Annotated in this window: 5 protein-coding genes; all 5 read right to left on the bottom strand. The window is 58.7% G+C overall.

Features of this window, described 5'->3' with window-relative positions:
- Positions 1-252: 7-cyano-7-deazaguanine synthase (locus tag PQQ51_RS30520; protein ID WP_408500921.1), on the bottom strand; the 252-nt coding region annotated here is incomplete at its 3' end.
- Positions 249-1,472, bottom strand: coding sequence for a PfkB family carbohydrate kinase (locus tag PQQ51_RS30515; protein ID WP_408500920.1), 1,224 nt, complete (start codon positions 1,470-1,472; stop codon positions 249-251). The genes PQQ51_RS30515 and PQQ51_RS30520, both read right to left, overlap by 4 nt.
- A 1,541-nt stretch (positions 1,473-3,013) precedes the next feature.
- Positions 3,014-5,485 (bottom strand): DNA topoisomerase (ATP-hydrolyzing) subunit B, encoded by a 2,472-nt coding sequence (gene gyrB, locus PQQ51_RS30510; protein WP_408500919.1) that lies wholly within the window; start codon positions 5,483-5,485, stop codon positions 3,014-3,016.
- A 115-nt stretch (positions 5,486-5,600) separates the two neighbouring features.
- On the bottom strand, positions 5,601-6,704 hold the full coding sequence (gene dnaN / locus PQQ51_RS30505; RefSeq protein ID WP_408500918.1) for a DNA polymerase III subunit beta: 1,104 nt from the start codon (positions 6,702-6,704) through the stop codon (positions 5,601-5,603).
- A 219-nt stretch (positions 6,705-6,923) separates the two neighbouring features.
- Positions 6,924-8,561 carry a chromosomal replication initiator protein DnaA gene (gene dnaA, locus PQQ51_RS30500; protein WP_408500917.1) on the bottom strand — a complete coding sequence of 546 codons (1,638 nt, stop codon included), beginning with the start codon at positions 8,559-8,561 and terminating at the stop codon, positions 6,924-6,926.
- Between the last annotated feature and the right edge of the window lie 12 nt (positions 8,562-8,573).

The following is an 8,573-nucleotide window of genomic DNA, read 5'->3' as shown; positions in this document are numbered from 1 at the left end:
CGGCCACCACTCCGAAACCGGCGCAAGCTCGGAAGCTGCCCGGCCGGCCATGTCGCCGCTTCCGAGCGCCCGAAGGTCAGCTTCGATGATGTGGTGTTCAATGCCCAAGGCTTCGCACACCGCGCCGGCCGCACGTACTTCCGCCTGCGCGGCACATTGACCATATGCAATCGTGATGGCGACTTCGGGCTTCTTCCAGTACGCGATGGCTATCGAATCCATCCCACCGGATAACAGCAAGGCGGTTCTCATGTTTTCCATGATGTGTGATGCAACGCGGTGACGAAGTCGAAGAAGACTTTGCAGTTCGAACCCTCGACCATTTTCAGGTCTTCCTCAGTTACGGACTGGGCAAGGACGTAAACCGGGAGATTTTTCGCTCTGGCATACCCAACCTCGAAGACAGTGCCCGCATCGAGGCCATCCAGTATCGCGAAGACCCGGTCGCACGAATCAAGCGCAGCCAAGTCCGCAGGGCCTACCACCTCTGCGGGACCAGCGCCGATGTCGTGCACTGGAGAAAACACAGTCAACCCCAGCTCCGTCAGGTAGCGGCGAGCTTCGTCAACGAGCCAGCGCTGCCCAAGGTTGAAGAAGGGGCTTGCCAGGTACACCTTGCCCGGCACCGTTGACGCCGACACGCGCTGAACCCGCGACAACTCGGCAGCTGATGCGGATGACAGTCCCATTGTTTCCGCATACGACGCAACAGCGCGCGAAGCCATTTCTGCTGCATCCTCGGGGCGCTCACGATGTACAGCCCATCGTGCGGCAAACACAGCCGCAAAGACGTCCCCAGAGCCGATGGTCCACACCATCTCGCTACGGTACGCGGGAATCAGCACCGGTTTGGCAGTCCTAGTGTGGACATATGCACCTATCGGGCCTGATTTGACGACCACGACCTCAGCGCCGCTCTGAATCAGCTTGGCGGCTGCTCTCGCGGGGTCGGGCTCATCAGCCATCGCTTCAATTTCACTGCGGTTGCCCACGATGGCAAGATGGTCGGCCTTACTGCCGTTTTCCCAGAACGGGGCTGGGTCAAATGCCGATTGCGGGTCGTAGACACACCACTTGGCATCAACTTTTGCCGACCCCTCCAACATGCCGAACCGCAACACCGCGTCGGCTTGCACTTCGATTGGTTCGAGCATCGGGAGAGACGACAGCGCCGGCCGCAACACGGGCGTCGACATGCAATGCACGTATTCGAACGAAATTCCGGTCTCTGTTGGTGTGGTCACCAGGTCGAAGTTGAAGACCTGCGCTGCCACACGAAACTCGACCTCGGTTTCCTTGCGCGCGTACGTGTACAGCGTCACCTTGTCGACGTGACCGACTATCGCCGTCGCCGCTCGACCACCGGAACCCCAAATCTGGTCCCACGTCGGCCAGAGGCACTGCTCGTGATATACGCCGCCGACTACGGATATCGCCTTCCGCGTCATTTCAGCCTCACCTTGATAGTGCACGTTCCGCCGTGAACACCAAGGACCTCCGCGACATACTGCCGTCCGCCCTGAATGCACTGGATGAACTGCAACATCGAACGCGACGTGATGGAGCCTACGATATTCCCCGTAGCGTCCTGCGCAACAAGGCGAGACGGGTTAGGAATAAAGGCCACATCCAGCACGATTCCCGGTCGAACGCCACGGAGCGCGGCTGGATTAACCGAATTCAGACTAGTGACTTCTTCAATGACGCAAGGGTCGACGCCCCCGCCAACTCCGCCCCCGGCTCCACCCGGGTCCGGCGTTGTTACAGGCGCCTTCGGTTCAGGCCGCCAATCTCCACCACCACCGCCGCCTCCAGACATACAACACCCTCACGATTATGTGTATTAGGGCGTCCAACTGAACAGTTGACACAAAAAGCTCCGACGCCATGTTGGATTCGCTCGAATCCAAGGCGTTAAGTGCGTGTTCGTCAGATGAAAACCCGCTAATGATTCTAATTATTACCGGCCGGTAGTCAACGAAAGTTTCTTTGTGAACATAATGAAAGACAATGCAGACTGTTCGATAATCCGATAGCCGCAGGAAAGCCTCCCGGTTTTATCCGCAGCACCGAATTAACAAAATGTGTAGCGCTGCATTGCAGCATCGCCAGATGCTGATGCACGACGTCAGTGGGCGCTCACGCGGATGTATTCGACAGATTGGACCTTCGCCGAAATCGGTAGCAAGCTGTGGAAGCCGTGACGCGAAGTGCATGACGTATGGCTTGACGGAAGTCGGGAGCAGCTTCGGTCGCGACTATTTGGTTGAGGGAGTGGTGAACGGCGCACGTGCAGCATGCGCCGTGACACGCATGATGGCACGAGGTTGCCTGCGCGAAAAGCCGGAATTCGAAGGGGCACTCGCAAAAAAAGGGGCGCTGGAAAATGCTCCACCACCCGTAGTTCAATAGTTTCTTGTACGCCTTATGCAGCAAGGGTTTGCCGGCGTGAGCAAAGCGTATAAAAAATCGAGTTGGCGGTCGCGTATAAAAATTAATGCATCTCAACAAACACCCCGCCCCAGCCGCTCACTCACTCCATCGCCACCGAATTCGCCAGAATCCACGTTTTTGCGGGCGTCGGATAGGAGCGCATAAACGGCCACCGCCGCCTGAGTTTTTCAGAGGCGGTGAGCGCCGTGCGTCTATCTACAAGGAGCGCATTCGCCAGAGCAGTAAACCGGGTCATCCCCTGCGACGCTTTGGCTACCAATGGAGGCGCTGTGCGTGAGCTGGGCGATGCTGTCGCAGGCTGAATCGCTTTCAGTCCATTGGGCTGAAGCACAGACGAGAACCGCCGACCAGCGAAGGCAGCAAAAGTCCGGCTGAAGAGGCACCTCCTGATTGTTGCCGAGACTGAGAAAACGGAAGCCACCCCAACACTGTGGCCTTCGTTCCGCGGCTGTGACGTTAATCTGGTGCCGTCATATGAGCTATCGGAGCGCATCCATCAATAAATGTCTCAATGGATGCTTCCCAAAATCTCAGCTTATGGCTCCCGCTACAAACATTGTCAAACGTCAATATTCCCTGCCCTCAACGCATTCGACTCGATGAAGGCCCTACGCGGCTCCACATCATCCCCCATGAGCGTTGTGAAAATGCCATCAGCCGCAATAGCATCCTCAATCTGCACACGAAGAAGGCGACGCACGGTCGGATCCATCGTAGTCTCCCAAAGCTGCCCAGGATTCATCTCGCCCAGGCCCTTATAGCGCTGCTTCGAAATATTCCGCTCAGCATCAGCAAGCAACCACTTCATAGCGCTCTTGAAGTCGTTAACAGCCATACTCCGCTCACCACGCTTGATCACTGCCCCACTGCCAATCAACCCTGCAAACGTATTAGCGGTATTAATAAGCTGTTGATAGTCAGCAGTAAGCTGGAAATCCTGATCCAACACAGAGATCTTCTGATTCCCGTGATGAGTGCGAGCAACACGCAGCGAGCGCAGTTCACGCACCGTGTCATACATCGTCGTAACCTTAACCTCAGGCTTCAACGGATCATCGCGCAACTTAGCCTCAAGAGCACGAGCCGAACCCTCAGCCGCCTCTTCCGAGGACAGATCAACAACAACCCCATCCATCACGGCCTCAAGCGCCCCAGCGTCATACAACCGGCTCAGACGATTCACCACAGCCTGCGCCAACAAATAAGCCCGAGCCAACTCCCCAAGCGCATCGCCAGTAATCGGCGTAGCGCCTTCAGAAGCCAACAATTCCGACCCCTGCAACGCCAGCTTCAGGATGTGAGCATTAACCTCAGCCTCATCCTTCAGATACCGCTCGTCCTTGCCAGCCTTAATCTTGAACAACGGCGGCTGCGCGATATAGATATACCCACGCTCGATCATGTCCGGCATCTGACGATAGAAGAACGTCAGCAACAGAGTCCGAATGTGCGCACCATCAACGTCCGCATCGGTCATGATAATAATGCGGTGATACCGCAGCTTATCGAGGTTGTAATCCTCTTTCCCAATGCCACAGCCGAGAGCAGTAATCAGCGTAACAATCTGCTCCGAAGAAAGCAGCTTGTCATACCGTGCCTTCTCGACATTCAGCACCTTGCCGCGCAGCGGCAAAATCGCCTGAAACTTCCGATCACGCCCTTGCTTCGCCGACCCACCTGCCGAGTCACCCTCGACGATATAAATCTCTGACTTCGCCGGATCCTTCTCCTGGCAATCCGCCAACTTCCCAGGCAGACCCACCCCATCCAGCACACCCTTCCGCCGCGTCATCTCCCGCGCCTTCCGAGCCGCATCGCGCGCACGCGCAGCATCGACAATCTTGCTGCAAATAATCTTCGCGTCATTCGGCGTCTCGAGCAGAAACTCTTCAAGCGCCTTGGCCACCACATCTTCAACAGGCGCACGCACTTCCGACGACACCAGCTTGTCCTTCGTCTGCGCGCTGAACTTCGGCTCCGGCACCTTCACCGACAACACGCACGACAACCCTTCGCGCATGTCATCACCCGAAGTCTCGACCTTCGCCTTCTTCGCGACTTCATGATCGTTGATGTACTTGTTCAGCACGCGCGTCATCGCCGCGCGCAACCCGGTCAAGTGCGTGCCGCCATCGCGCTGCGGAATATTGTTCGTGAAGCACAGCACGTTTTCGTTGTAGCTGTCGTTCCACTGCATCGCCACTTCCACGCCGACGCCGTCCTTCTCGCCGCTGATGTGGAAAATATTCGGATGCAGCACGGCCTTGTTCTTGTTGATGTACTCGACAAAGCCCTTCACGCCGCCCACGAACGCGAAATCTTCTTCCTTGCCGGTGCGCTGATCGGTCAGCTTGATCCGCACGCCGTTATTCAGGAACGACAGTTCGCGAATCCGCTTGGCCAGAATGTCGTAGTGATATTCGACATTGCCGAAGATCGTCTCGTCAGCCAGGAAGTGCACTTCGGTGCCGCGGTTTTCGGTGTCGCCAATCAGTTGAATCGGCGAGACAGCCACGCCGTCGATCTCTTCGATCACGCGGTTCTGCGGCACGCCACGATGAAACTCCATGAAGTGCTTCTTGCCGTCGCGGCGAATCGTCAGGCGCAGCCACGCCGACAACGCATTCACGCACGACACACCCACGCCGTGCAAACCGCCGGAAACCTTATAGCTGTTCTGGTCGAACTTGCCGCCGGCATGCAACTCGGTCATCACGATCTCAGCGGCGCTGCGCTTCGGATCGTGCTTGTCGTCCATCTTCAGACCGGTCGGCACGCCGCGGCCGTTGTCGGTGATCGAAATGGAGTTGTCCGCGTGGATGATCACCTGAATGTCGTTGCAATGCCCCGCCAACGCTTCGTCGATGGAGTTGTCCAGCACTTCGAATACGAGGTGATGCAGACCGGTCCCGTCCGATGTATCCCCGATGTACATCCCGGGCCGCTTGCGCACCGCCTCCAGACCTTCGAGGATCTGAATCGAGGATGCGCCGTAGCTGTTGTCGGGTTGCGAATTGTTCGTTTCAGTCATGGATTTTTTCCGGTTCTGCGTTGCTGCAAGGTTGCTGCTCGGGACTTTTCAAAACACCATAAAAACGCCAAAGGGGCGCTGCGCCCCTTGGTGTGTTCTTTGGTTTCTGGACGCGTTAGATGCGCATCGGCATCACGACGTATTTGAATTCGTCGTTCTCGGGAATCGTGATCAACGCGCTGGAGCTGGCGTCGCCCAGGCTCACTTGCAACATGTCGACCTTCAGATTCGCAAGCACGTCGAGCAGATACGTGACGTTGAACCCGATATCGACGCTGTCGCCGTCGTACGCGATTTCCAGTTCTTCCTGCGCCTCTTCCTGATCGGCGTTGGTGGACATGATCTTCAACTGGCCCGGCTCGATGATGCAGCGCACGCCCTTGAATTTGTCCGACGTCAGAATCGCGGCGCGTTGCAGCGAGCGCTGCAACTCTTCACGGCCGATCAAAAACTGATTCTTGTGCGACTTCGGAATCACGCGCTGGAAGTCGGGGAATTTGCCTTCCACCAGCTTCGACACCAGTTCGACCTGGCCGAACGTGAACTTGACCTGCGTGGGCGCGATGTCGATCTTCAGCGTGTCGTCGATGTCTTCCAGCAAACGCTGCAATTCCAGAATCGTCTTGCGCGGAATGATCACTTCCTGACGCGGGAACGAGCCCTCGATCTTCATCGACGAAAACGCGAGGCGGTGGCCGTCCGTTGCGACCGCCATCAGCTGGTCGCCGTCCACCACCAGCAGCATGCCGTTCAGGTAGTAGCGAATGTCTTGCTGGGCCATCGAAAAATGGACCATGCCGAGCAACTGGCGGAACGTTTTCTGGGGAACCACCAGGTTCGCGCCGAAGTCTTTAGCTTGAGCGACGGTCGGGAACTCGTCGGCCGCCAGCGTTTGCAGCGCAAAGCGGCTCTTGCCGGATTGCACGGTCAGGCGCTTGTCGTTCAACGTGAGCGTGACCTGGCCGTCGGGCATCGCGCGCAGGATGTCGAGCAGCTTTCTCGCCGCCACCGTGGTCGCGACCGAATCGCCGCCCACGCCGAAATCGGCGCGCGTGGTGATCTGCAACTCGAGGTCGGTCGACAGGAACGACACGTCCGGGCCGTTCTTGGTAATCAGCAAATTGGCGAGGATCGGCAACGTATGGCGGCGTTCGACGATGCCGCTCACGGTTTGCAGCGGCCTGAGGAGGTTATCGCGTTCGGTCTTGACCAGTTGCATAGAGTTCCTTCGTTGAAATGACGGCCTGCGCGCCTTGCCAGACAGCTTTCTCGCGCGCAGCCGCGACTCCCCGCCGGCGCCACGCAGCGCCTGTCACGGCGTGAATTCCGCCCGCGGCCGCCGGACGGTTAAACCTGTATTGTGCCTGAAAACGGCAGCGCCCCACTAAAATGGGGGCGAGTTCCGAAATAAACAGGTCGATTTTGCCTCTCGCCCTGCTTAACCCTTCAGCGTTTGCTCCAGCACGTGCAGCTCGTGGTTCAGTTGCGCATCCGTGCCGCGCTCGGCGGCGATCTTGCGCACCGCATGCAGCACGGTGGTGTGGTCGCGTCCGCCGAACAACTCGCCGATTTCCGGCAAACTTTTCTGCGTCAGCTCCTTCGCCAGATACATCGCGATCTGCCGCGGCCGCGCGATGTTCGCCGGACGCTTCTTCGAATACATATCCGCCACTTTGATGCTGTAGAAATCGGCGACGGTCTTCTGGATGTTTTCCACCGAAATCTGCCGGTTCTGCACGGTCAGCAGGTCTTTCAGCGCTTCTTTCGTCAGTTCGATCGTGATTTCGCGACCGTGGAACTTCGAGTACGCGAGGATCTTGCGCAGCGCGCCTTCGAGTTCGCGCACGTTCGAACGCAGATGTTTCGCGACGAAAAACGCGACGTCTTCGTTCAGGCTCACGAACTCGGATTGCGCCTTGCGCATCAGAATCGCGACGCGCATTTCCAGCTCGGGCGGCTCGATCGCGACCGTCAGGCCGGAGTCGAAGCGCGAGATCAGGCGATCGTCGATGCCGGAGATTTCCTTCGGATACGTGTCGCTGGTGATGATCACCTGCGCCTTGTTCGCGACCAGCGCCTCGAACGCGTAGAAGAACTCTTCCTGCGTGCGGGATTTGCCGGAGAAGAACTGAATATCGTCGATCAGCAGCAGGTCGAGCGAGTGGTAGTAGCGTTTGAAGTCGTCGAACGCCTTGCGCTGGTAGGCCTTCACCACGTCGGACACGTACTGTTCCGCGTGGATGTAGCGGATCCGCGCGCCGGCCTTGTCCATCAGAAGCTGATTGCCGATTGCGTGGATCAGGTGAGTCTTGCCGAGGCCGACGCCGCCATACAGAAACAGCGGGTTGTACGAGATGCCGGGATTGTCCGCGACCTGGATCGCCGCGGCGCGCGCCAACTGGTTGGCCTTACCGGTCACGAAATTGTCGAAGGTCAGCACCGGGTTCAGCTTCGAACGCTCGTACATCGAGTCGTTTTCTCCGCTGTTCGCGCTCGAACCCGCGCTCTGGCCCGGACGCCACGTGCGACGGGCCGCGGCGGCTTCGTTCGCGTCGAGGCTGGGGAGATCGAGGTCGGCGGAATCGTCCGCGGCGGCCGCCGCCGCGCGGGCGTTCGCGTGGTTTTCCGCGGCCGCGCGCGCATTCGCGTTCAGGTTCGCCATCGCGCCGTTCGCGCTGTTGACGCCGTTCGTGCGCGCGGACTGCGCCGCCTGCACGGCGCCGACAGCCGCGTCCACTGCGGCACCGCCGCCGTGAGAAGCAGCCGGCGAAGAAGACGGCCGCGCCGCAGACGGCGCCGGCGACGCTGCCGCCGGCGCACGCATCCCCGCTTTCGGGTCCAGCACGAATTGCACGTCGACGGGCGCCTGCCAGAAATCGCGGGCCATATCGGCGATGCGCCCGGAGAACTGGCTCTTGACCCAGTCGAGCTTGAAGCGGTTCGGCGCAGCAATGGAAAGCGTGTTCGCAGCGGCGTCGAAGGCGACCGGGGCCAACGGTTTGATCCACGTCACGTACTGCTGCGGCGTAAGCTCACGCTCCAGCAATGCGGAACAGTGTTGCCAGAAATCGTTCATCGAGTTGCTGTC

It is taken from the genome of Paraburkholderia xenovorans (genome assembly GCF_046030735.1).
GTDB classification, from domain to species: Bacteria; Pseudomonadota; Gammaproteobacteria; order Burkholderiales; family Burkholderiaceae; genus Paraburkholderia; species Paraburkholderia xenovorans_A.
Note: the sequence above shows the minus strand (reverse complement) of the source record. Positions and strands in the feature narration are given on the sequence as shown.

Coding starts and splice junctions, on each gene's coding strand:
- gyrB (WP_408500919.1), bottom strand. CDS start 5,485: ATGACTGAAACGAACAATTCGCAACCCGACAACAGCTACGGCGCATCC.
- dnaN (WP_408500918.1), bottom strand. CDS start 6,704: ATGCAACTGGTCAAGACCGAACGCGATAACCTCCTCAGGCCGCTGCAA.
- dnaA (WP_408500917.1), bottom strand. CDS start 8,561: ATGAACGATTTCTGGCAACACTGTTCCGCATTGCTGGAGCGTGAGCTT.